The organism is Trabulsiella odontotermitis (assembly GCF_001188485.1).
Lineage (GTDB): Bacteria > Pseudomonadota > Gammaproteobacteria > Enterobacterales > Enterobacteriaceae > Trabulsiella > Trabulsiella odontotermitis_A.
Genome location: NZ_JNGH01000083.1, coordinates 22,183 through 45,267 on the forward strand (window position 1 = coordinate 22,183; position 23,085 = coordinate 45,267).

The 23,085-nt window shown below is 56.5% G+C and carries 16 protein-coding genes, 2 tRNA genes and 2 pseudogenes; 16 read left to right on the forward strand and 4 right to left on the reverse strand.

Going from position 1 to position 23,085, the window contains the following annotated elements:
- Window positions 1-25 precede the first annotated feature (25 nt).
- The 3 genes from mscM to rsgA all read right to left on the reverse strand — a co-directional run bounded on the left by mscM (window position 26) and on the right by rsgA (window position 5,515).
- Window positions 26-3,349: a miniconductance mechanosensitive channel MscM gene (gene mscM, locus GM30_RS10520; RefSeq protein ID WP_049848582.1), complete on the reverse strand. Its 3,324-nt coding sequence runs from the start codon at window positions 3,347-3,349 to the stop codon at window positions 26-28.
- Window positions 3,350-3,370: 21 nt separating this feature from the next.
- Window positions 3,371-4,339 (reverse strand): archaetidylserine decarboxylase, encoded by a 969-nt coding sequence (gene asd, locus GM30_RS10525; protein WP_049848583.1) that lies wholly within the window; start codon window positions 4,337-4,339, stop codon window positions 3,371-3,373.
- 120 nt (window positions 4,340-4,459) lie between these two features.
- On the reverse strand, window positions 4,460-5,515 hold the full coding sequence (gene rsgA, locus GM30_RS10530; protein ID WP_049848584.1) for a small ribosomal subunit biogenesis GTPase RsgA: 1,056 nt from the start codon (window positions 5,513-5,515) through the stop codon (window positions 4,460-4,462).
- Window positions 5,516-5,643: 128 nt separating this feature from the next.
- Here rsgA and orn point away from each other — a divergent pair, with 128 nt between their 5' ends.
- The 3 genes from orn (at window position 5,644) to GM30_RS10545 (ending at window position 6,754) form a co-directional block, all read left to right on the forward strand.
- Window positions 5,644-6,189, forward strand: a complete 546-nt coding sequence (gene orn, locus GM30_RS10535; protein ID WP_038156354.1) for an oligoribonuclease — start codon at window positions 5,644-5,646, stop codon at window positions 6,187-6,189.
- 196 nt (window positions 6,190-6,385) lie between these two features.
- A tRNA-Gly gene (locus GM30_RS10540) sits at window positions 6,386-6,461 on the forward strand.
- Window positions 6,462-6,678: 217 nt separating this feature from the next.
- Window positions 6,679-6,754: transfer RNA gene (locus GM30_RS10545), tRNA-Gly, on the forward strand.
- 269 nt (window positions 6,755-7,023) lie between these two features.
- Here GM30_RS10545 and queG read toward each other — a convergent pair.
- Window positions 7,024-8,163 carry a tRNA epoxyqueuosine(34) reductase QueG gene (gene queG / locus GM30_RS10550; protein WP_049848585.1) on the reverse strand — a complete coding sequence of 380 codons (1,140 nt, stop codon included), beginning with the start codon at window positions 8,161-8,163 and terminating at the stop codon, window positions 7,024-7,026.
- On the opposite strand from queG, the gene nnr reads away from it, so the two are divergent.
- The 13 genes and pseudogenes from nnr to rnr all read left to right on the forward strand — a co-directional run bounded on the left by nnr (window position 8,162) and on the right by rnr (window position 23,060).
- The gene (nnr, locus tag GM30_RS10555) at window positions 8,162-9,685 is read left to right on the forward strand and encodes a bifunctional ADP-dependent NAD(P)H-hydrate dehydratase/NAD(P)H-hydrate epimerase (RefSeq protein WP_049848586.1); all 1,524 of its coding nucleotides are present in this window, start codon (window positions 8,162-8,164) and stop codon (window positions 9,683-9,685) included. The genes queG and nnr overlap by 2 nt on opposite strands.
- Window positions 9,678-10,139, forward strand: a complete 462-nt coding sequence (tsaE, locus tag GM30_RS10560) for a tRNA (adenosine(37)-N6)-threonylcarbamoyltransferase complex ATPase subunit type 1 TsaE (protein WP_049848587.1) — start codon at window positions 9,678-9,680, stop codon at window positions 10,137-10,139. Before nnr ends, tsaE begins: the two co-directional genes overlap by 8 nt.
- An 18-nt stretch (window positions 10,140-10,157) precedes the next feature.
- Window positions 10,158-11,474 (forward strand): annotated as a pseudogene (amiB, locus tag GM30_RS10565) (N-acetylmuramoyl-L-alanine amidase AmiB); the annotation flags it as partial.
- A gap of 28 nt (window positions 11,475-11,502) precedes the next feature.
- A complete protein-coding gene (gene mutL, locus GM30_RS10570; RefSeq protein WP_049848588.1) occupies window positions 11,503-13,362 on the forward strand; it encodes a DNA mismatch repair endonuclease MutL in 1,860 nt (619 codons plus the stop codon).
- The gene (gene miaA / locus GM30_RS10575) at window positions 13,355-14,305 is read left to right on the forward strand and encodes a tRNA (adenosine(37)-N6)-dimethylallyltransferase MiaA (protein ID WP_049848589.1); all 951 of its coding nucleotides are present in this window, start codon (window positions 13,355-13,357) and stop codon (window positions 14,303-14,305) included. The genes mutL and miaA overlap by 8 nt, the downstream gene beginning before the upstream one ends.
- Window positions 14,306-14,389: 84 nt before the next feature.
- On the forward strand, window positions 14,390-14,704 hold the full coding sequence (gene hfq, locus GM30_RS10580; protein ID WP_049848590.1) for an RNA chaperone Hfq: 315 nt from the start codon (window positions 14,390-14,392) through the stop codon (window positions 14,702-14,704).
- Between the two features lie 75 nt (window positions 14,705-14,779).
- Entirely contained in the window at window positions 14,780-16,060 is a 1,281-nt protein-coding gene (hflX, locus tag GM30_RS10585; RefSeq protein ID WP_049848591.1) for a ribosome rescue GTPase HflX, read from the forward strand.
- A gap of 74 nt (window positions 16,061-16,134) precedes the next feature.
- Complete coding sequence (hflK, locus tag GM30_RS10590) at window positions 16,135-17,397, forward strand: FtsH protease activity modulator HflK (RefSeq protein WP_049848592.1); 1,263 nt, start codon at window positions 16,135-16,137, stop codon at window positions 17,395-17,397.
- Window positions 17,398-17,399: 2 nt separating this feature from the next.
- Window positions 17,400-18,404, forward strand: coding sequence for a protease modulator HflC (hflC, locus tag GM30_RS10595; RefSeq protein WP_049848593.1), 1,005 nt, complete (start codon window positions 17,400-17,402; stop codon window positions 18,402-18,404).
- A 72-nt stretch (window positions 18,405-18,476) separates the two neighbouring features.
- Window positions 18,477-18,674, forward strand: coding sequence for a DUF2065 domain-containing protein (locus GM30_RS10600; RefSeq protein WP_049848594.1), 198 nt, complete (start codon window positions 18,477-18,479; stop codon window positions 18,672-18,674).
- Window positions 18,675-18,776: 102 nt separating this feature from the next.
- Window positions 18,777-20,075: an adenylosuccinate synthase gene (gene purA, locus GM30_RS10605; RefSeq protein ID WP_049848595.1), complete on the forward strand. Its 1,299-nt coding sequence runs from the start codon at window positions 18,777-18,779 to the stop codon at window positions 20,073-20,075.
- Window positions 20,076-20,213: 138 nt separating this feature from the next.
- Window positions 20,214-20,642, forward strand: a complete 429-nt coding sequence (gene nsrR / locus GM30_RS10610) for a nitric oxide-sensing transcriptional repressor NsrR (RefSeq protein ID WP_049848596.1) — start codon at window positions 20,214-20,216, stop codon at window positions 20,640-20,642.
- Window positions 20,643-20,684: 42 nt separating this feature from the next.
- Window positions 20,685-23,060 (forward strand): annotated as a pseudogene (rnr, locus tag GM30_RS10615) (ribonuclease R).
- Window positions 23,061-23,085: the final 25 nt, after the last annotated feature.

The window sequence follows — 23,085 nt, forward strand, 5'->3', positions numbered from 1 at the left end:
AATTTTTAGTGACCGGCCTCTTTTGTTACAAACTCCCCGGCGTTCTTGGGCGTCTGCCTGCCGACGACAGCGTTTTCCCTGACGGTTTACCGCCCATCGTTTCGACGCGCATCTGGAATGGCGGGAATGGCAGCTCGATACCGTGCTCGCGGAAGCCAGCCAGAATCAGCTGGTGGATCTCATGACGCAGCGGCATGCGATGGCCCATTTCGGCGGCGTAAATACGCAGCTCGAAAATCTGGATCCCCTGTTGTAAATCCACGAGGAACACTTCCGGGGCCGGGTTGTCGATCACCAGCGAGCAGCGCTCGGCGGCGGTATAGAGAATTTGCGTCACCTCTTCGCTGTTGGCATCCGACGGCGCGGGCACCGTCAGCACAACACGGGTCACCGAATCGGACAGCGACCAGTTGATAAACTGTTCGGTGATGAACGCCTTGTTCGGCACGATGATCTCTTTGCGATCCCAGTCGCTGATTGTCGTCGCGCGGGTGTTGATCTTCGTGATGCTGCCGGTCAAATCGCGGATCGTCACGGTATCGCCAATACGGATCGGTTTTTCAAACAGAATGATCAGGCCGGAGATAAAGTTGGCGAAAATCTCCTGTAAACCAAAGCCAAGACCGACACCGAGCGCGGCCACCAGCCACTGCAGTTTTGACCACTCAATACCAATCATCGAGAAGCCGACCAGCCCGCCCACCAGCAGCAACAGGTATTTGGTAATGGTGGTGATGGCGTAGCCCGTTCCCGGCGTCAGATCCAGATGCTGGAGGATCGCCAGCTCCAGCAGGGCAGGAAGGTTCCGCACCAGCTGCGTGGTGATAATCAGCACCAGAATCGCAATCAACACCGCGCCGAGGGTTATCGGCTCAAGGCTTTCCACGCCCTGCACCGTCGATGTCACATCCCACAGCGAAATGTTTTCCAGGAAACCAAAGGCGGAATGGATTTCAGACCACAGCACGATGACCGACACCAGCGCAATCAGCATCAGAATCGAACGCACCAGTCGCAATGACTGCACGCTGATAGCGTCGAGATCGATTTCGCTGACTTCCACTTCGGCGGAGCCTTCCAGGCTGGAGGCGTGGTGCTCGTCCTCGCCACGCGCGCGCTGCGCCAGCATCTCAGCACGGCGATGCTTCGCACGGTCGAACGCCAGACGGCGTCGCTGGATCAGCATCCAGCGGCGGATGACGTGGTAAATCACCAGCAACAGGAACCAGATGGCGACAGACGTTTCCAGACGCGCCAGTAACGCCTGAGACGTTGCCAGATAACCGACGCCTGCCGCCAGAATTGCCGCCAGCGGCGCGCCCATCAGCAGGTTCCAGAGCAGGCGGTTAACCATGTTGTCGCCTTCACCCTCTTTATCGAGATAGAGAGGAATACCTGCCCGTTTGAGGCTCAGCGTCACCACCGCCAGCGCGCCGCAAATCAGAATAAAACAGAGCCTGCCGAGCGAAGCGGAAAACTCACGATCGTTCAGGTTATCGAACATGATCAGCGCCATGATGAGCGGTACAATCAGCCCGATGCTCATCAGGTAGTAGCGCATCGCCCGCAACACGCGATCGCGCGGCCAGCCAAAGTGCGTAATGAACAAACCGTTGGGGCGGGCAAAGGTGGCGCAAATCATGACCACCCACAGCAGCGGCACGGTGGCGGTCACCCCATCACCAATCGCCACCGCCAGCGGATAAGGCCAGGCTTCCTGCAACCCGTAGCCCAGCGTCATCCACAGCACGGGTAGCGGCGAGGCCACCAGAATCGACCAGAACACGGTGCGCAACGTTAGCCAGAAATGGTCCTGCGTCACTTTGCCGACGCGGGCGCTGGAACGCTCCAGAAAACGGGTGAAATGCTTGCGCGAGCTGATGCTGAACCCGACCAGGATTAGCGCGCCAAACAGCGGGAACAACGTCTCTTTGCTGGTGAGCATCATCACTGACGCTTTGCCTAACTGGCTGAAGGTGTTGAGTGAGATCAGCCGACGCAGATCCTGCACGATTTCAATCGGCCAGCTAAAGGTGATGGGGCTGACGTCCGAGGTCCAGAAAAGATAACGGTGCGTGGCTTCGTTGACCTCTTTCAGCGCATCCTCCAGTTGACCGTTGGAGACTTTCAGCTTGGTCAGTTCGAGGATCAGCGTATCGCCGCCCTGTAGCAGGGAATTCAGCAGTTCGCGTTGGGTGCGCAGCTGCGCGTCCAGAATGCGGGTCTGTTCACTGGTGAGTTCCTGACCATCGGCCTGACGGATTTGCTGGAGCTGCGGCTGCTTGTTGAGCTGCTCTTCATAGCGCAAACGCTGCACGCGCAGTTGCGCCATTTCGGTATCCAGCTGCTGCGGTTTGGGCATCTCCGGCAGACGGGCCACCTGCGCGCGCAGCGCTTCACCCAGCAGGTTCGAGGAGCCCAGCCATTGCGACTGTTCGCGCAGCGTATTCAGCGCCTGACGAACCTGTAGCGTCTGATTGGTCGCCTGACGCTGCTGTGAGGCCACCAGATCCATCCGCTGCGCCTGTTGATTTAACGCCTGCGACAGCTCGCGGTTCGTTTTGAACTGTTTAACGATACCTTCTGGCAGGTTGGCGCTGTTTTCCGCCAGCAGTTCGGTGCTTTCGAGCGCGCGCTCCGCTTCGCGTTGACGCTGGCTGTTGAGCTGGTTACGCAACGCCTGCAGGTACGCATCAAGCTGTTCGCTCTGTTTTTGCGCCAGTTCGGAGCGCATCCGCGACAGCTCCTGGCGGTTGTTGGCGGACAGCTGCGCCAGCTCCAGTTCATCGACCAGCGCTTTCAGGCGGGCGGATTCAGCCTGTTGGTTGAGATTCTGCGCCTGCGCCAGCGAGGAGTTGCCGCCAGGGGCGTTGACGCGCCTCTCCACCTCGTTCAACTGACGACGGGCGTCGGTTTGCTGTTGCGGCAGTTGGCTCAGGGAATCGGCGATTTCGCGGGCGCGATCCTGCTCCTGCTGCGCCAGGCGGCTTTTTTCCAGCAACTGGCTGCTGACCTGCAGGATTTCCTGGTTCAGTGCATCGCTGGTCAGCCCGACCGGCACCTGGCGTGGTTCGGTGCTCTGATTGCTGAGCTGGGTGCGCAGCGTCTGGGAAAGTTTGGGGAAGTTGTCGATAACTTGCTGATATTGCTTCGCGCGCTCAAGGGAGCCTTTTCGCTCCTCAAGCGCGTTCAGCGCAGCCTGGAGCGCCTCGACGACCTCCGGCTGAGCGGGTTTTGCCGCTTTCGCCTGCTCCAGTTCCTGGGCGATGTGTTTTGCATCAGGGGCCGTCGCTGCGTACGCCCCCAGGCTGAGGCTCCAGGCCATCAGGAAAGTGATAATCAGGCGCACGGGATAACCTTTTGTCAGGACTTAACCTTCGTCATTCTTTTCATCAACCAGCGGGCTGGCGTCGTGTTCGGCTTTAATTTCTTCCGCAGACAGCGGCGCAGGCTCGGCGTCCGGCGTAACCATCGTTTCGGTGGAGTACGCCAGCGGCTGACCCAGTTTGGTGACCGACAGGCTTTGTAGTTGCTCAACCAGCGCGACTTTACCTGGCGCAAACAGATTGATGACGGTAGAGCCCAGTTTAAAGCGGCCCATTTCCTGGCCTTTCAGCAGAGCAACAGACCCTTCGCTTTCGCCTGCTGGCCACGTCCAGCGCTTGATAATGCCTTCGCGCGGCGGCGTAATGGTGCCTGCCCAGACGGTTTCAATGCTGCCAACAATGGTCGCGCCAACGAGAATCTGCGCCATCGGGCCGAATTCCGTATCGAACAGGCAGATCACGCGCTCGTTGCGGGCAAACAGATTCGGCACGTTCTGCGCCGTCAGGTGATTCACGGAGAACAGATCGCCCGGCACATAGATCATTTCACGCAAAATACCGTTGCACGGCATGTGGACGCGATGATAGTCGCGCGGCGACAGGTAGGTGGTGGCAAAGGTCCCGTTGCGGAACAAGTCTGCCATCTGATAGTTGCCCGCGAGCAGCGCTTCCAGCGTGTAGTCGTGGCCTTTCGCCTGCAGAATTTTGTTGTCTTCGATGTTGCCAAGCTGACTGATCACGCCGTCGGCAGGCATCACCAGCACGTTCGGATCGGTATTCAGTGGGCGCACTTCATCGCGCAGCGGGCGAACGAAGAAATCATTAAAGGTGCGATAGCTGGCGGTATCCGGCTTTTGCGCCTCTTTCATGTCGACCTTGTAGTACTTTACGAACATATCGATGACCAGTTTGGTCAACCAGCCTGCTCGTTTGCTCGCACCCCAGCCTGCCAGGCGAGTGAGCCACAGTTTCGGCAGAATGTATTGCAGAGAAAGTTTAAGATCGTTTAACAAGGTAGCCTCCAGGCCATGATTTTGTCATTCCCAACCCGCCACGTTTTCAGCGGATCTTACAGAAAAGTGGCCGATTTTAACGATGGCGAACGTAAATGTCAGTCATCGCAAGCATAATTCTCAGTTATCGGTTTCCGAAAAGTTTTTACGCGTTTTTACCTGCGACATACTTTCAAGGATTCGGTGATAATTATCGAAGCGGCTCTGCGCGATTTTACCGTTTTCTACCGCTTCGCGGATGGCGCAGCCGGGATCGGTGTCATGCTTGCAGTCGCGGTATTTGCAACTGCCCAGATAATCATGGAATTCGACAAAGCCGTTGGTGATTTGTTCCGGTTCGAGATGCCACAGACCGAATTCGCGAACGCCAGGTGAATCAATCACATCACCGCCGTGCGGGAAGTGATACAGCCGGGCGGCGGTAGTGGTGTGCTGCCCCAGACCGGAGTTGTCGGAGACGTCGTTGGTCAGGATCTGATCGTCATGCAGCCCCAGTAGCGCGTTCAGCAGGCTGGATTTGCCGACGCCGGACTGCCCGGCAAAGATGCTGATGCGGTCCGTCAGCGCCTCTTCCAGCGGTGTTAACCCGTTCTGGGTGCGGCTCGAGACCATCAACACGCGATAGCCGATGTGGCGATAGATATCCATTTGCGCATTGACGAAATCCATCCCGTCATCGTCCAGCAGGTCGATCTTATTCAGTACGATCAGCGGTTCGACGTTGAGGGTTTCGCAGGCCACGAGATAACGATCGATAATATTCAGCGACAGCTCCGGCAAAATGGCGGAGACGATGATCACCTGATCGATATTTGCGGCGATCGGTTTTACGCCATCGTAGAAATCCGGGCGGGTCAGTACTGACGTGCGCTCGTGCACCGCTTCGACGATGCCTTTGACGTTTACCCCTTCCGCCGCGGTTTTGCCTGGTCGCCAGACCACGCGATCCCCGGTCACCAGCGAGCGGATCGTGCGGCGAATATTACAGCGGTGAATGTCGCCATCGGCGGACTCCACGTCAGCATGCATGCCAAAGCGACTAATGACGACGCCTTCCGACGGTTCGCCAAACAGGTTGTCATCGAAATCGATCTTCTCCGAAGTCGTTTTGAGACGGCGCTGATGATTCGCTTTCACGCGGCGCTGCTGACCTTTGGAGAGTTTATTTTTACTCAATCGTTCTGGCTCCTGGTCGCCCTGTACGGGCAAAACCTCTATGATACACGCTATCTTAGATCAATATCGACCCGTCATCTTTCATGATGCTGGTGGGTCCGGATGGTGAAATTATGGTGGAAAATAGCATGAGTGCAGATGAAAACAACCTGATTTGGATCGATCTTGAAATGACCGGGCTTGATCCAGAGCGCGATCGTATCATTGAAATCGCGACGCTGGTGACCGATGCGAATCTGAACATTCTGGCGGAGGGGCCGACGATTGCGGTTCATCAGTCTGACGATCAGCTGGCGCTGATGGACGAGTGGAACGTGCGGACTCACACCGGCAGCGGGCTGGTGGATCGGGTCAAAGCGAGTACCCAGGACGATCGCGCGGCGGAGCTGGCGACAATCGAGTTTCTCAAGCAGTGGGTGCCTGCCGGTAAATCCCCTATTTGCGGCAACAGCATCGGTCAGGATCGTCGTTTTCTGTTTAAATACATGCCGGAACTGGAAGCTTATTTCCACTATCGCTATCTCGACGTCAGCACGCTGAAAGAGCTGGCGCGCCGCTGGAAACCAGAAATTCTCGACGGTTTTAAGAAGCAGGGCACCCATAAAGCGATGGACGACATCCGCGAATCGGTGGCTGAGCTGGCGTACTATCGCGAGCATTTTATTCAGTTGTAAGACAGGTGAACAGCGGCCCGGTAGGCTTGCGCCTCCGGGCATTTGGCGCTAAATTGTGCATCTTGCTGATAAAATCATCACTCAAACGGAAAAGGTAAAAAATTGCGGTTGAGGGGGTTGCAGCTCCACGGTTTTCTCGTATAATGCGCCTCCCGTAACGACATAGTTTTGTTGCGTTACGGCAGCTTCAGATTTTGCGGGAATAGCTCAGTTGGTAGAGCACGACCTTGCCAAGGTCGGGGTCGCGAGTTCGAGTCTCGTTTCCCGCTCCAAATTTGAAAGTATCGAAAGATACGGACCATCCTAATCACAGGATTTCAGGTTGCAATGAATGGCAGCATGAAAGACGAAGATTATGCGGGAATAGCTCAGTTGGTAGAGCACGACCTTGCCAAGGTCGGGGTCGCGNGAAAGTATCGAAAGATACGGACCATCCTAATCACAGGATTTCGCGTTGCAATGAATGGCAGCGTGAAAGACGAAGATTATGCGGGAATAGCTCAGTTGGTAGAGCACGACCTTGCCAAGGTCGGGGTCGCGAGTTCGAGTCTCGTTTCCCGCTCCAAAATTTCTTTTCTTCACGATTATCCACAACGCGTTTCGCGGCTGGGGACGTTTTATGTCGTGCCTGAAACACTCTTGTGAACAGAGTTATCCACAGAAATTTGAATTCGGCCCGTTACAACCAATCGTTAGCAGGGTGAATTATATCTTATTAGTTTATTGATATATAAAGAGAAAATTTGATTGCAAAGTGTTACTGGGATCACTTGACGATTTTCTGTGCATTGAATCGCAATGCCTTTTTAATTTTATTCACATGCTGTGAATGAATCAGGCGTCACGCGGCAAACCTTTTTCTATGACACGAACCAACCGCAGTTTTTTCGGCGGCTGCACCTCGATAACGCAGGCATTTCGTTTCTCGATCTGCTTAGCGATCGCCCACTCAATATGCTCATCAAGAAGGGGATGTTCACCCCGGCGGCTTTCCAGCGCGCGCATGTTCGCGTCACCCCAGGGCGCATTTCCCAGCGCGACTGCAATATTGCGCAGCCAGCGCAGATGTCCAATCCGGCGAATGGCCGATCCTTCCGTTACTTTCAGGAACCGCTCCTCGCTCCAGCCGAACAGTTCCACCAGTTCCGGCGCATGCAGGGCTTTGCGCGGGTTGAAGTCGTCTTCATCGGTGACCTGTGAATACCGATTCCACGGGCAGATGAGCTGACAGTCGTCGCAGCCGTAGATGCGGTTGCCAATCAGCGGGCGAAACTCTTCCGGGATAGCGCCTTCGAGTTCAATGGTCAGATAAGAAATGCAGCGGCGAGCGTCAACGGTGTAGGGTTCGACGATAGCGCCGGTCGGGCAGATGGTCATGCAGGCGACACAGCGACCGCAGCCTTCTTCGACAGGTTTATCAACGGGTAAGGGGATATCCACCAGCAATTCGCCGAGAAAAAAGAAGGAACCCGCGTCCCGGCTGAGAATAAGTGAATGCTTACCTGTCCAGCCAAGCCCGGCTTTTTCCGCCAGCGGGCGTTCCAGAACAGGCGCAGAATCCACAAACGGTCTAAAATTGAGCGAAGTATATTGTTCCTGAATCATTTCGCCGAGCTTTTTGAGTCGGTTGCGTAAAAGCTTATGATAATCACGCCCAAGAGCATAACGGCTGACGTAACCGAGTGCGGGATTTTTCAGGGTACGGGCAAAGGCTGCATTCGCAGGCAGGTAGTTCATACGCACGCTAATCACGCGTAACGTACCGGGTAAGAGTTCATGGGGGCGGGCGCGCATCATGCCGTGACGCGCCATCCACGCCATCTCGCCGTGGTATTGTTTATCCAGCCACGCCTGCAGTTTTGGCTCGCTGGCGCTGAGATCGGTATCGGTAATACCGACCTGCTGAAAGCCGAGTTCAGTGCCCCATTGTTTGATTTTTTGCGCTAACTGATTGAGATCGAGGGGCTGTGACATGACGGACCATACATTGACGAGGAACCTCGCAAGTATACCACATTCCATTTGGCCTGCGGATGACCTGCGTCGTGCCGAAAAAGCGGCAGCAGACAGTCTGGGGCTGACGCTGCACGAACTCATGTTCCGCGCGGGTGAGGCGGCGTTTTCCCTCGCTCGCGACACCTGGCCTGATGCGCGGCACTGGCTGGTGCTTTGTGGTCACGGCAATAACGGCGGCGACGGTTATGTGGTCGCGCGACTGGCGGCCGCGCAGGGCATTCGCGTGACGCTGCTGGCGTTGGAGAGCGACAAACCACTCCCCGAGGAAGCCCACGACGCGTGTGACGCCTGGCTGAACGCCGGTGGCGTGATCCACGCCCCGACGATCTCCTGGCCGGAGGACGTCGATCTGATTATCGATGGTCTGCTCGGCACCGGTCTCAATAGCGCGCCGCGTGACGAGGTGGCAGATCTTATTGAGCAGGCAAATAAATACCCTGCGCCGGTCATGGCGCTCGACATTCCTTCCGGGCTTATCGCACAGACTGGCGCGACGCCGGGCGCGGTCATTCACGCCGCGCATACCCTGACCTTTATCGCCCTGAAACCGGGGTTGCTCACCGGTAAAGCGCGCGACGTGGTGGGAAAATTACACCACCATTCACTGGGGCTGGACAGCTGGCTTGCCGCTCAGCCGATCGTCATTTCCCGTTTTGATGCTTCACAGCTGGCGCACTGGTTACCGCCGCGTCGCCCGACGTCACACAAGGGCGACCATGGGCGGCTGGTGATCATCGGTGGCGATCACGGCACTGCCGGGGCGATTCGCATGACCGGAGAAGCCGCCCTGCGCGCGGGAGCCGGGCTGGTGCGCGTGCTGACGCGGGCCGAAAATATCGCGCCAATTATCACCGCCCGCCCGGAATTGATGGTACATGAGCTGACGCCGCCAACGCTGGAAGAGAGCCTGGAATGGGCCGATGTTGTGGTTATTGGCCCGGGGCTTGGGCAGCAATCCTGGGGGCAACAGGCGTTGCGGAAGGTCGAAAACGTTCGCAAACCGATGCTCTGGGACGCCGATGCGCTGAACCTTCTGGCAATCAATCCCGATAAACGTCACAATCGGTTATTAACCCCGCACCCCGGCGAGGCCGCCCGTTTGCTTGGCTGTCGCGTGGCAGACATTGAAAGCGATCGCGTAAATGCCGCGCAGCGTCTGGTAAAACGATACGGGGGCGTGGTGGTGCTGAAAGGCGCAGGCACCGTGGTCGCTGACGATGATGGCCACCTTGGAATCATTGATGCCGGAAATGCCGGAATGGCCAGCGGCGGGATGGGCGATGTGCTGTCAGGCATTATCGGCGCATTGCTGGGACAGGCACTGACGCTTTATGATGCCGCCTGCGCAGGCTGTGTGGCGCACGGCGCCGCCGCTGACAAGCTGGCTGGTTCTGGCACGCGCGGCATGCTGGCGACCGATCTTTTTTCCACGCTGAGGCGTGTTGTTAACCCGGATGTGATTGACGTAAACCATGATTAATCGAGTGATTTCTTTACCCGACGAGCAGGCCACTTTAGCACTGGGTCACCGTATCGCGCAGGCCTGCACTGGCGCAACAGTGATTTATCTGTACGGTGATTTAGGCGCGGGTAAAACAACGTTCAGTCGCGGCTTTTTGCAGGCGCTGGGGCATAAGGGTAACGTAAAAAGCCCAACGTACACGCTGGTCGAGCCGTATGCGCTTGAGCAGTTGAACGTGTACCACTTTGATCTATATCGACTTGCGGATCCAGAGGAGCTCGAATTTATGGGGATCCGCGACTATTTTGCCAATGATGCCATCTGCCTGGTGGAGTGGCCGCAACAGGGCGCGGGTGTGCTGCCTGACCCGGACGTCGAAATTCACATAGACTACCAGGCACAAGGGCGGGAGGCGCGCGTGACCGCCGTCTCCTCGCTGGGTGAGTCATTACTGGCGCGTTTAGCCAGTTAATTTAAAAGGGATGGCGGGATGATGTATCGCGTTAAAAGTGCGTTGATGGCTGCACTGATGCTGTTGACCCTGCAAGCAACCGCGGCCAGCTTATCCGACATTCAGGTCTCGAATGGCGACAAACAAGCCCGAATCACCTTCAGTTTTATGGGCGATCCGGAATATTCCTTCAGCCAGGACGGCAGGCGCAGTGTGGCGCTCGATATCAAACAGACCGGGGTGATCCAGGGGCTACCGTTGCAGTTCAGCGGTAATAACCTGGTCAGAAGCATCCGTTCGGGAACGCCGAAGGATGACCAGTCCCTGCGGCTGGTGGTCGACCTGACCGAAAACGGTAAAACGCGCGTCGCAAAACAGCAGAACGGCGCGAACTATACCGTCGTCTTTACCATTAATGCCGATGCGCCGCCGCCACCTCCGCCACCGCGTGTGGTCGCGAAGCGCGTTGATGCGCCTGCGGTCGTCTCTCGTCCGTCGGAACCGGCGCGGAACCCGTTCAAAGCCAATAACGATCGTATTACGGCGGCGACCAGCAGCAATACGGTGACGCGCCCTGCGGCATCTGCTCGTGCGGTGGCGCCCGGCGACAAAGTCATTATCGCGATTGATGCGGGCCACGGCGGTCAGGATCCTGGCGCGATCGGCCCTGGCGGCACGCGTGAGAAAAACGTCACTATCGCCATTGCCCGCAAACTGCGTACGCTGTTGAACGCCGACCCGATGTTTAAAGGCGTGATGACCCGTGACGGCGACTACTTTATTTCGGTGATGGGCCGCTCTGACGTGGCGCGTAAGCAGAACGCCAATTTCCTGGTGTCGATTCATGCGGACGCGGCGCCAAACCGCGGTGCCACCGGCGCCTCGGTGTGGGTGCTGTCTAACCGTCGCGCCAACAGCGAAATGGCGAGCTGGCTGGAACAGCATGAGAAGCAGTCAGAACTGTTGGGCGGCGCGGGCGACGTGCTGGCAAACAGTCAGTCCGACCCGTATCTGAGCCAGGCGGTACTGGATTTACAATTCGGCCATTCTCAGCGCGTCGGGTATGATGTTGCGGTTAATGTGCTTGGGCAGATGCAGCGGGTGGGTAACCTGCATAAGCGTCATCCGGAACATGCCAGCCTCGGGGTGCTGCGTTCCCCTGATATCCCCTCGATCCTCGTCGAAACCGGGTTTATCAGTAATACCAGCGAAGAACGCCTGCTCGCGAGCGATGATTTCCAGCAGCAAATTGCCGAAGCAATTTATGGCGGCCTGCGTAAATATTTCGAGGCCCACCCGATACAGTCCGCGCCGCAGGGCGAGAGTGCGCAAACCGCCNAGCGCCGCATCGCCGGGTGGGGCGCTGGTGAATTAAGGAGAGATCATGCCGATTCAGATTCTGCCGCCGCAGCTCGCGAATCAGATTGCCGCAGGCGAAGTGGTAGAGCGACCTGCATCGGTAGTGAAAGAGCTGGTAGAAAACAGTCTCGATGCTGGCGCCACGCGGATCGATATCGATATCGAACGCGGCGGCGCGAAGCTTATCCGCATTCGCGATAACGGCGGCGGTATTAAAAAAGACGAGCTTGCACTGGCGCTGGCGCGACATGCCACCAGTAAAATCGCCACCCTTGACGATCTGGAAGCCATTATCAGCCTCGGTTTTCGTGGTGAAGCACTGGCCAGTATCAGCTCGGTTTCCCGTCTGACGTTAACCTCCCGCACCGCTGAACAGCAGGAAGCCTGGCAGGCCTATGCGGAAGGGCGCGACATGGACGTGACGGTAAAACCCGCCGCGCATCCGGTCGGCACGACGCTGGAAGTGCTCGATCTGTTTTACAACACCCCGGCGCGCCGCAAGTTTATGCGCACCGAAAAAACCGAATTTGGCCATATTGATGAGGTGGTTCGTCGCATTGCGCTGGCGCGTTTTGACGTCACCATTAACCTCAATCATAACGGTAAAATGGTGCGCCAGTATCGTGCGGTGCCGCAGGGCGGTCAGCAGGAACGCCGTCTGGGCGCCATTTGTGGCACCACGTTTCTTGAGCAGGCGCTGGCGATTGAATGGCAGCACGGCGATCTGTCGCTGCGCGGCTGGGTGGCCGACCCGAAACACACCACGTCAGCGCTGGCGGAAATTCAGTACTGTTATGTGAATGGCCGTATGATGCGCGACCGCCTGATTAATCATGCGATTCGTCAGGCGTGCGAAGATAAACTGGGCGCGGATCAACAGCCTGCGTTTGTGCTTTATCTGGAAATCGACCCGCATCAGGTGGATGTCAATGTCCATCCGGCTAAGCATGAGGTGCGTTTCCATCAGTCGCGTCTGGTGCATGATTTTATCTACCAGGGCGTGCTGAGCGTGCTGCAACAGCAACTGGACGCGCCGCTACCGCTGGCGGAAGAGAACGCGCCTGCGCCCCGGCCAATCCCGGAAAACCGGGTCGCCGCCGGGCGTAACCAGTTTGCCGAGCCGATTGCCGCCCGTGAGCCTGCGGCACCAACTTATAGCGCACCGTCGTCTGGCGGTGCGAGTCGCGGGCAGGGTGGGGCAGCGTATCCGCACGCGCAGCCGGGGTATCAGAAACAGCAGGGGGCGCTCTATCGTCAACTGCTGGAGACGCCCGTCGCCACACACAAAGCGCCTGCTCCACAGCCGGTGCAGGCCAGTCTCGACGGTCACAGCCAGAGCTTTGGTCGGGTGCTGACGATTGTGGCGGGGGATTGCGCGCTGCTGGAGCGGGATGGCCGGTTGAGCCTGCTGGCGTTGCCGGTGGCGGAGCGCTGGCTGCGCCAGGCACAGCTGATGCCGGGCAAAGAGCCGATGTGCGCACAGCCGTTGCTGATCCCGCTGCGGCTGAAAGTCTCCGGGGAAGAGCAGCAGGCGCTGAAAAACCATCAGGCGGCGCTCACCGAACTGGGGATCGACATTCAACCCGATGCGCAGTATGTCACCGTAAGAGCAGTGCCTTTACCCTTAAGACAACAAAATTTACAAAACTTGATTCCTGAACTGATAGGCTACTTAGCGCAGCAAAAAACGGTGGTCGCGAGCGATATTGCCCAGTGGATGTCCCGCAATCTGGCGAGTGAACATGACCACTGGAATATGGCGCAGGCAATCGCCGTGCTGGCCGATGTGGAGCGTTTATGCCCGCAACTGGTCAAGGCGCCGCCGGGTGGCCTGTTACAATCCGTTGATTTGCATTCGGCGATGAACGCCCTGAAAGATGAGTGAAGTAGCAGAAACCAGCCTGCCAAAGGCAATTTTTTTGATGGGGCCAACGGCCTCCGGTAAAACCGCATTAGCGATAGAATTGCGTAAAGTTTTGCCAGTAGAGTTGATAAGCGTCGATTCTGCCCTTATTTATCAGGGGATGGATATCGGAACGGCAAAGCCAGACGCAGAAGAGCGTCGTGCGGCGCCGCACCGGTTGCTGGACATCCTCGATCCGGCGCAGGCGTATTCCGCGGCAGATTTTCGCCGCGATGCGTTAGCTGAGATGGCGGAGATCACCGCGGCGGGTCGGATCCCGTTGTTGGTGGGTGGAACCATGTTGTATTTCAAGGCGTTGCTGGAAGGGTTGTCGCCGTTACCGTCGGCGGACCCGGAGATCAGAGCCAGAATTGAGCAGGATGCCGCAGAGCGCGGATGGAATGCCCTGCACGAGCAGCTTCAGGCGATAGATCCGGTAGCTGCCGGGCGTATTCATCCGAATGATCCGCAAAGACTTTCCCGAGCACTGGAAGTTTTTTTCATTTCGGGTAAAACTTTAACGGAACTGACGCGAACGTCAGGAGACGCTCTGCCGTATCAGGTGCATCAGTTCGCCATCGCCCCGGCGAGCCGTGAACTGCTCCATCAACGCATCGAGCAGCGTTTTCATCAGATGTTAGCTTCAGGTTTTGAAGCAGAAGTGCGGGCGCTTTTTGCCCGTGGAGATTTGCATACGGATATGCCTTCCGTTCGTTGTGTGGGATACCGCCAGATGTGGTCTTATCTTGAAGGCGAGATTTCATATGATGAAATGGTTTATCGAGGTGTTTGCGCCACGAGACAGCTCGCGAAGCGCCAGGTGACCTGGTTGCGCGGTTGGGACGGTGTTCACTGGTTAGACAGCGAACAACCGCAACAGGCGCTCAACGAAGTGTTACAGGTAGTTGGTGCGAGTGCAGGCTGAATGTGTACAATTGAACCGTATCGTGCGCAATTTTCAGAACCGCAGGGTTCTAAGTACAAAACAAGCATATAAGGAAAAGAGAGAATGGCTAAGGGGCAATCTTTACAAGATCCGTTCCTGAACGCACTGCGTCGGGAGCGTGTTCCGGTTTCTATTTATTTGGTGAATGGTATCAAGCTGCAAGGTCAAATTGAGTCTTTCGATCAGTTCGTGATCCTGTTGAAAAACACGGTCAGCCAGATGGTCTATAAGCACGCAATTTCTACCGTTGTTCCGTCCCGCCCTGTTTCTCATCACAGCAACAACGCAGGTGGCGGTACCGGTACCGGTAGTAATTACCACCATGGCAGCAACGCGCAAGGTTCTAATGCGCCACAAGACAGCGACGAAACCGAATAAGGTTTATGGCTGTTTTTCTATGTCGGGGAGCCAGGTTTTCTGCGTTCCCCGCTGATCTTTTTTGAGGGTTGACGCTTGTTTGACCGTTATGATGCCGGTGAGCAGGCGGTACTGGTACACATCTATTTTTCGCAAGACAAAGATATGGAAGACCTCCAGGAGTTTGAATCTCTGGTCTCTTCCGCCGGTGTCGAAGCAATGCAGGTGATTACCGGTAGCCGTAAAGCACCGCACCCTAAGTATTTTGTTGGTGAAGGTAAAGCTGTCGAAATTGCGGACGCCGTAAAAGCGACGGGCGCTTCCGTCGTCTTGTTTGACCATGCATTGACCCCGGCCCAGGAACGTAACCTGGAACGCCTTTGCGAATGCCGTGTGATCGATCGCACCGGCCTGATTTTAGATATTTTTGCTCAGCGTGCGCGAACCCACGAAGGTAAGCTGCAGGTTGAACTGGCGCAGCTGCGCCATCTGGCAACGCGCCTGGTGCGCGGCTGGACCCACCTTGAAAGGCAAAAAGGCGGGATTGGTTTGCGCGGTCCGGGTGAGACCCAGCTTGAAACCGACCGTCGTTTGCTGCGCAATCGCATTATGCAAATCCTCTCGCGGCTTGAAAAAGTGGAAAAACAGCGCGAGCAGGGGCGCCGTTCGCGAACCAAAGCGGATATTCCGACCGTCTCGCTGGTGGGTTACACCAACGCCGGAAAATCGACGCTGTTTAACCAAATCACTGAGGCCCAGGTTTACGCGGCAGACCAGTTGTTTGCCACCCTGGACCCGACGCTGCGCCGTATTGATGTCGCCGATGTGGGTGAAACGGTGCTGGCGGATACCGTAGGGTTTATTCGCCACCTGCCGCACGATCTGGTGGCGGCGTTTAAAGCGACGCTGCAGGAAACCCGGCAGGCGACGTTGCTGCTGCACGTTATCGATGCCGCCGATGTGCGGGTGCAGGAAAACATTGATGCCGTGAATACGGTTCTCGAAGAGATCGACGCGCACGAGATCCCGACGCTGTTGGTAATGAACAAAATCGATGCGCTGGAGAATTTCGAACCGCGCATTGATCGTGATGACGAGAATAAACCGATTCGGGTCTGGCTCTCTGCCCAGACCGGAGTGGGTGTACCACTGCTTTTCCAGGCTTTAACTGAGCGTCTTTCCGGGCAAATTGCGCAGCATACGCTGCGTCTGCCGCCGAAAGAGGGGCGTCTGCGAAGCCGGTTTTATCAGCTTCAGGCGATAGAAAAAGAGTGGTTGGAGGATGACGGTAGCGTCGGCATACAGGTGCGTATGCCTGTCGTCGACTGGCGTCGCCTCTGTAAACAAGAACCGGCACTGGCTGACTACATCGTCTGAAAGGTCTGACAGTGCAGCTTGCCTGAAGATATTAACCCTGTTTAGGGTACCCAATACAAATATGGAGCATAAACATGGCGTGGAATCAGCCCGGTAATAACGGACAGGACCGCGACCCGTGGGGAAGCAGCAATAATCAAGGCGGCAACTCTGGGGGAAATGGAAACAAAGGTGGTCGCGATCAGGGGCCACCGGATCTGGATGATATCTTCCGCAAACTGAGCAAAAAGCTTGGTGGTTTTGGCGGCGGTAATAAAGGTGGCCAGGGCGGCGGCAGTAATCCGCAAGGGCCTCGCGTTCAGATGGGCGGTCGCATTGTCGGTATCGTTGCCGCAGCCGTGGTCATCATCTGGGCCGCGACAGGGTTCTACACCATTAAAGAAGCAGAACGTGGTGTGGTGACGCGCTTTGGGAAATTCAGCCATCTGGTTGAGCCGGGCCTGAACTGGAAACCGACGTTCATTGACGACGTCACGCCGGTTAACGTCGAAGCGGTGCGTGAACTGGCCGCGTCCGGCGTGATGCTGACCTCCGATGAAAACGTGGTGCGCGTTGAAATGAACGTCCAGTACCGCGTGACCGATCCGCAGCGCTACCTGTTCAGCGTGACCAGTGCTGATGATAGCCTGCGTCAGGCGACGGACAGCGCCCTGCGCGGCGTTATCGGTAAATACACCATGGACCGCATCCTGACCGAAGGTCGTACCGTTATTCGTAGCGATACCCAGCGTGAGCTGGAAGAGACCATTCGTCCGTACAACATGGGCATCACCCTGCTCGACGTGAACTTCCAGGCCGCGCGTCCGCCGGAAGAGGTGAAAGCGGCGTTTGATGATGCGATTGCGGCGCGTGAGAACGAGCAGCAGTACATCCGTGAAGCGGAAGCGTACACCAACGAAGTTCAGCCGCGTGCGAACGGTCAGGCGCAGCGTATCCTCGAAGAGGCGCGCGCGTACAAGACCCAGACCATCCTGGAAGCACAGGGTGAAGTGGCTCGCTTCGCGAAGATCCTGCCTGAGTATAAAGCCGCGCCGGAAATTACCCGCGAGCGTCTGTATATCGAAAGCATGGAAAAAGTGTTGAGCCATACCCGCAAAGTGCTGGTTAACGATAAGGGCGGAAACCTGATGGTGCTGCCGCTGGATCAGATGCTGAAAGGCAGCAACGCGTCCGGGGCAAAGAGTGACAGCAGCGGCGCAAACAATCTGCTGCGTCTGCCGCCTTCGTCCTCATCCAGCAGTGGAGCAAGCAATTCATCATCCACCAGTCAGGGCGATATTATGGACCAACGCCGCGCCAACGCGCAGCGTAACGACTACCAGCGTCAGGGGGAATAACGATGCGTAAGTCAGTTATTGCGATTATCATCATCGTGCTGGTAGGGCTGTATACGTCTGTTTTTGTTGTTAAAGAAGGCCAGCGCGGGATCACGCTGCGTTTCGGCAAAGTCGTTCGTGACGATGACAACAAACCGCTGGTGTATGCGCCGGGCCTGCATTTTAAAGTGCCCTTTATTGAATCGGTTAAAACGCTGGATGCGCGCATTCAGACCATGGATAACCAGGCCGATCGCTTTGTCACCAAAGAGAAAAAAGACCTGATCGTCGACTCCTACATCAAGTGGCGCATCAGCGATTTCAGCCGTTACTATCTGGCGACCGGCGGCGGTGACGTCTCCCAGGCCGAAGTGCTGCTGAAGCGTAAATTCTCTGACCGTCTGCGTTCTGAAATCGGTCGTCTGGATGTGAAAGACATCGTCACCGATTCCCGTGGTCGTCTGACCCTGGAAGTGCGTGATGCGCTGAACTCCGGTTCTGCGGGCACTGAAGATGAAGTGACCACGCCTGCTGCTGATGACGCGATTGCCAAAGCTGCAGAGCGCGTTCAGGAAGAGACCAACGGCAAAGTACCGGTGGTGAACCCGAACAGTATGGCGGCGCTGGGTATCGAAGTGGTGGACGTGCGTATCAAGCAGATCAACCTGCCAGCGGAAGTGTCTGAGGCTATCTATAACCGTATGCGCGCCGAGCGTGAAGCGGTTGCCCGTCGCCACCGTTCACAGGGTCAGGAAGAAGCGGAAAAACTGCGCGCGACCGCAGACTATGAAGTGACCAAAACGCTGGCGGAAGCCGAGCGTCAGGGTCGCATCATGCGGGGTGAAGGCGATGCCGAAGCCGCGAAACTGTTCGCTGACGCTTTCAGTCAGGATCCGGATTTCTACGCCTTTATCCGTAGTCTGCGCGCGTATGAAAACAGCTTCGAAAGCAACCAGGATGTGATGGTGATGAGCCCGGACAGCGATTTCTTCCGTTATATGAAGACGCCGGGTAACGCGACGCGTTAATATCGGTGCCGTTGTCCTGTCAAACCACCGCCTTCTCTGGAGCGCGGTGGTTTTCTTTTGTAAGGAATAAAAATGAACTCAACAATCTGGCTGGCGCTGGCTCTCGTGCTGGTACTTGAAGGGCTTGGCCCGATGCTCTATCCGCGCGCCTGGCGGCGGATGGTGGCGACCATGAGTCAGTTGCCGGATAACCTGTTGCGTCGTTTTGGCGGTGGTCTTGTGGTCGCAGGGATTGTGATCTACTACATGTTGAGGAAAACGATTGGCTGATCAATTTACAGTCAGATTTGCCTGATATTTGGGTCAAAAAGTGCTGTAACTCTGAAAAAGCGATGGTAGAATCCATTTTTAAGCAAACGGTGATTTTGAAAAATGGGTAACAACGTCGTCGTACTGGGCACCCAATGGGGTGACGAAGGTAAAGGAAAGATCGTCGATCTTCTGACTGAACGGGCCAAATATGCTGTACGCTACCAGGGCGGACACAACGCAGGCCATACTCTCGTAATCAACGGTGAAAAAACCGTCCTCCATCTTATTCCATCAGGCATTCTGCGCGAAAACGTCACCAGCATCATCGGTAACGGCGTTGTGCTGTCGCCTTCTGCGCTGATGAAAGAGATGAAAGAACTGGAAGACCGTGGTATCCCGGTTCGTGAACGTCTGCTGCTCTCTGAAGCTTGCCCGTTGATCCTCGATTATCACGTTGCGCTGGATAACGCGCGTGAGAAAGCACGTGGCGCGAAAGCCATCGGCACCACCGGTCGTGGTATCGGGCCGGCTTACGAAGATAAAGTCGCTCGTCGTGGTCTGCGCGTTGGCGATCTGTTCGACAAAGCCACCTTCGCTGACAAACTGAAAGAAGTGATGGAATATCACAACTTCCAGTTGGTGAACTTCTACAAAGCGGAAGCGGTTGACTACCAGAAAGTGCTGGACGATGTCATGGCCATTGCCGACATCCTTACCGCGATGGTGGTTGACGTCTCCGATCTGCTGGATCAGGCGCGTAAGCGTGGCGATTTCGTCATGTTTGAAGGCGCGCAGGGTACGCTGCTGGATATCGACCATGGTACCTATCCGTACGTGACCTCGTCCAACACCACCGCGGGTGGCGTGGCGACAGGTTCTGGCCTTGGCCCGCGTTATGTTGATTACGTGCTGGGTATCCTGAAAGCTTACTCCACTCGCGTGGGCGCAGGTCCGTTCCCGACCGAACTGTTTGATGACATCGGTGAGTTCCTGTGCAAGCAGGGTAACGAATACGGTGCCACTACCGGCCGTCGTCGTCGTACCGGCTGGCTGGATTCCGTCGCCGTACGTCGCGCCGTACAGATCAACTCTCTGTCTGGCTTCTGCCTGACCAAACTGGACGTCCTGGACGGCCTGAAAGAGGTGAAAATCTGTGTGGCTTACCGTCTGCCGGATGGCCGTGAAGTGATGACAACGCCGCTGGCTGCCGACGACTGGGAAGGTATTGAGCCCATCTACGAAACCATGCCGGGCTGGTCTGAATCGACCTTCGGTGTGAAAACGCGTAGCGGCCTGCCGCAGGCAGCGCTGAATTACATCAAGCGTATTGAAGAACTGACGGGCGTGCCGGTTGATATTATCTCCACTGGTCCTGACCGTACTGAAACCATGATCCTGCGCGATCCGTTCGACGCATAATCATGCCGGGGCACGCCTGCCGTGCCCCCTTCTTATCTGCTTTTTTACTTCCCCGTTCGAATTAATTAGCCCGTTACTATCTGGCTGGTTTATCATCAATAGTAATAATCTCCGCTTTTCCCCTGTTTTGAGGTTGATGTGCAGTTAACGAGTTTTACGGATTACGGATTACGTGCGCTGATTTACATGGCGTCGTTGCCGAACGGACGAATGACCAGTATCTCTGAAGTGACAGAGGTCTACGGTGTGTCCCGTAATCACATGGTTAAAATTATCAACCAGCTTAGCCGCGCGGGCTACGTTGCTGCTGTGCGCGGAAAAAACGGCGGGATCCGTTTAGGCAAACCGGCTGCAATGATTCGTGTGGGAGATGTCGTACGCGAATTAGAACCGCTTTCGCTGGTGAACTGCAGCAGTGAATTTTGCCATATTACCCCTGCCTGTCGACTCAAACAGGCCCTTTCTAATGCCGTGAATAGTTTCCTTAAGGAACTGGATAACTACACACTGGCTGATTTGGTTGAAGAGAATCAACCGCTTTATAAATTATTGCTGGTGGAAGAATGATAACAGAAGGCTTTCACCAGAGATGACAACGGAGGAACCGAGATGTCACAAGATCCTTTCCTGGAACGCGAAGCAGAAAAATACACCAATCCTATCCCGAGCCGGGAATTCATCCTTGATCATTTATCTAAACGCGAAAAACCCGCCAGCCGTGAAGAGCTGGCGGTTGAGCTGAATATTGATGGCGAAGAGGCCGTCGTCTGCGTGCCATGGAGCGCGACGGACAACTGGTCTTTACCCGCCGCCAGTGCTATGCGCTGCCGGAACGTCTCGATCTGCTGAAAGGGACCGTCATTGGCCACCGTGATGGCTACGGTTTCCTGCGCATCGAAGGGCGCAAAGACGATCTCTATCTCTCCAGCGAGCAGATGAAAACCTGTATCCACGGCGACGTGGTACTGGCGCAGCCGCTGGGTGCCGATCGTAAAGGCCGTCGCGAGGCGCGCATCGTGCGCGTGCTGGTGCCGAAAACCAGCCAGATCGTGGGCCGCTATTTTACCGAAGCCGGTGTCGGCTTTGTCGTCCCGGATGACAGCCGCCTGAGCTTCGATATCCTCATCCCGCCGGAAGATATCATGGGCGCGCGCATGGGTTTCGTGGTGGTGGTTGAGCTCACCCAGCGTCCGACGCGTCGTACCAAAGCCGTCGGTAAAATCGTCGAAGTGCTCGGCGACAACATGGGGACCGGCATGGCCGTTGACATGGCGCTGCGCACCCATGAGATCCCCTACGTCTGGCCGCAGGCGGTGGAAAAGCAGATTGCGGGCCTGAAAGAGCAGGTGCCGGACTCGGCAAAAGCCGGGCGCGTCGATTTGCGCAGCCTGCCACTGGTGACCATTGATGGCGAAGACGCCCGCGACTTTGACGATGCGGTCTACTGCGAGAAAAAACGGGGTGGCGGCTGGCGTTTGTGGGTGGCGATTGCCGACGTGAGCTATTACGTGCGACCAGGCACCGCGCTGGATGACGAAGCGCGCAGCCGCGGCACGTCCGTCTACTTTCCGTCGCAGGTCGTTCCGATGCTGCCGGAAGTGCTCTCCAACGGCCTGTGCTCACTGAACCCGCAGGTAGACCGCCTGTGTATGGTCTGCGAAATGACGATTTCGACCAAAGGGCGTCTGACCGGTTACAAATTCTACGAAGCGGTGATGAGCTCTCATGCGCGTCTGACCTACACCAAAGTGTGGCATATGCTGCAGGGCGATCAGGATCTGCGCGAGCAGTATGCGCCGCTGGTGAAGCACATCGAAGAGCTGCATACCCTCTACAAAGTGCTGGACAGCGCCCGTGAAGAGCGCGGCGGCATCTCCTTTGAGAGCGAAGAAGCGAAGTTTATCTTCAATGCCGAGCGCCGCATCGAACGCATCGAGCAAACCCAGCGTAACGACGCGCACAAGCTGATTGAAGAGTGCATGATCCTGGCAAACATCTCTGCGGCGCGTTTTGTGGAGAAAGCCAACGAGCCTGCGCTGTTCCGTATTCACGACAAACCGAGCAACGAGGCGATCTCCGCGTTCCGTTCGGTACTGGCTGAACTGGGCCTTGAGCTGCCTGGCGGTAACAAGCCGGAGCCGCGCGATTACGCCGAGCTGCTGGAATCCATCGGCGATCGCCCTGATGCAGAAATGCTGCAGACCATGCTGCTGCGCTCCATGAAGCAGGCGGTGTATGACCCGGAAAACCGTGGTCACTTCGGCCTGGCGCTGCAGTCTTACGCTCACTTTACCTCGCCGATTCGTCGTTATCCTGACCTGTCACTGCACCGCGCCATCAAGTATCTGCTGGCAAAAGAGCAGGGGCATAAGGGCAACAGCACCGAGACCGGCGGGCACCANGCGCCGTGCCGACGAAGCCACCCGTGAAGTTTCCGACTGGCTGAAGTGCGACTTTATGCTGGATCAGGTAGGTAACGTCTTTAAAGGCGTGATTGCCAGCGTCACCGGCTTTGGCTTCTTTGTTCGTCTTGATGAGCTGTTTATCGATGGCCTGGTCCACGTCTCCACGCTGGATAACGACTACTATCGCTTTGACCAGGTCGGTCAGCGTCTGATTGGTGAATCTGGCGGCCAGACTTACCGTCTGGGCGATCGCGTTGAAGTGCGCGTCGAAGCGGTCAATATGGACGAACGTAAGATCGACTTTACGCTGATCTCCAGCGAACGCGGCCCGCGCAACGTCGGCAAAACGGCGCGTGAGAAAGCGAAAAAAGGCGGCAACGGTAACGCGAGCGGCAGACGTCGTCAGACAGGCAAAAAGGTGAATTTCGAGCCGGACAGCGCGTTCCGCGGCGAGAAAAAACCGAAGCCAAAGGCGGAAAAGAAAGACGCCCGAAAAGCGAAAAAGCCTTCCGCTAAAACGCAAAAAATCGCGGCCGCCACCAAAGCGAAGCGCGCAGCGAAAAAGAATCCTGCGCAGTAAACGTCCTCATATAACCCCTTCCACC